The 1,095-nt window shown below is 70.9% G+C and carries 1 protein-coding gene; it reads left to right on the plus strand.

Annotation, left to right across the window (positions count from 1 at the left end; translation table 11 throughout):
* Positions 1-174: 174 nt before the first annotated feature.
* Positions 175-1,095, plus strand: a 921-nt coding sequence (locus ACIBBB_RS36155; protein ID WP_398989726.1) for a helix-turn-helix domain-containing protein, incomplete at its 3' end; no start/stop codon positions are given.

A 1,095-nucleotide genomic window follows, 5' to 3' on the forward strand; every position in this document is an offset into this window, starting at 1 on the left:
GCGCCGCTTCAGGCGTGTAGCCCTTGCGTGTGCTGGGCGAAGCTGTTGTGCTGCGTGAGGGGATCGCGCCGGGCTGATGTCGGGAACGGGCCGTGTCGAGGGGGGTCTTGTGGGGGAACGGGCCGGGGTGTCGAGGGGCCGGTGGCGTGAGTGGGGCGGGCGGAGGTCTGTCTCGTGAGTCCGGTGCTGGATACGGCGTTCATAGCGCCGCGGGACCGGGAGGAGGTGGTCCGCAACGCGGTGTGGGAGTCGATGGTGGCGGTCGACATCGAGCACGGTCCGCCGGCCGAGGACATCTCCGTTCGCATCGGGCTCGGCACGGTGGGGCCGCTGAGGGTCTGTTCGGCGCGGGCGACGGCGGTCACCCTGCGCCGTACGGAGCGGCTCGCCCGGAAGGACGAGGAGCCGGCCGTCACTCTGGGGGTGCAGATGGCGGGCAGCAGCATGGTGGTGCAGAACGGCCGCCAGGCTCTGCTGGGGCCGGGAGACTGCGCCGTCTTCGAGTCGGCCGCTCCCTACACCCTTCTCTACGACGGGGGAGTCGACTACCGCTTCATCCGTTTCCCCCGGACGGCACTCGCGCTGCCCGGCCGGCTGCTGCGGGACGTCACCGCGGTCCCGCTGGGACCCGGCAACCCCCTCGCGCGCCTGGCCTTCACCTACTTTGCCCAGCTGGCCGTCAGCGACGAACTGCACCGGGGTGTGCACGCCGACGCCGCCGTGCGGCCCAGCGTCGAACTCCTGCGTGCCGTCCTGACGTCCCAGCACGGCAGCTCCCACCTGGCCAGGGCGCCGCTGGAGGCGACACTCACCCTGCGGATCACTCACTACATCCGGGAGCACCTGGCCGACCCCGGCCTGTCGGCGGCACGGATAGCCGCCGCGCACGACATCTCCGTACGGCACCTCTACACGGTGCTGTCCCGCTCCGGCATCAGCCTCGGAGACTGGATCCGCACCCGCCGCCTGGCCGCATGCAGACGGGACCTGGCCGGCCCGAACGGCCGCCTGCGGACCATCGCCACCATAGGACGAAGCTGGGGCTTCCCCGACGCGACCCACTTCAGCAAAGTATTCAAACAGGCATACGGAATC

The sequence above is a fragment of the Streptomyces sp. NPDC051217 genome (assembly GCF_044455465.1).
GTDB lineage: Bacteria > Actinomycetota > Actinomycetes > Streptomycetales > Streptomycetaceae > Streptomyces.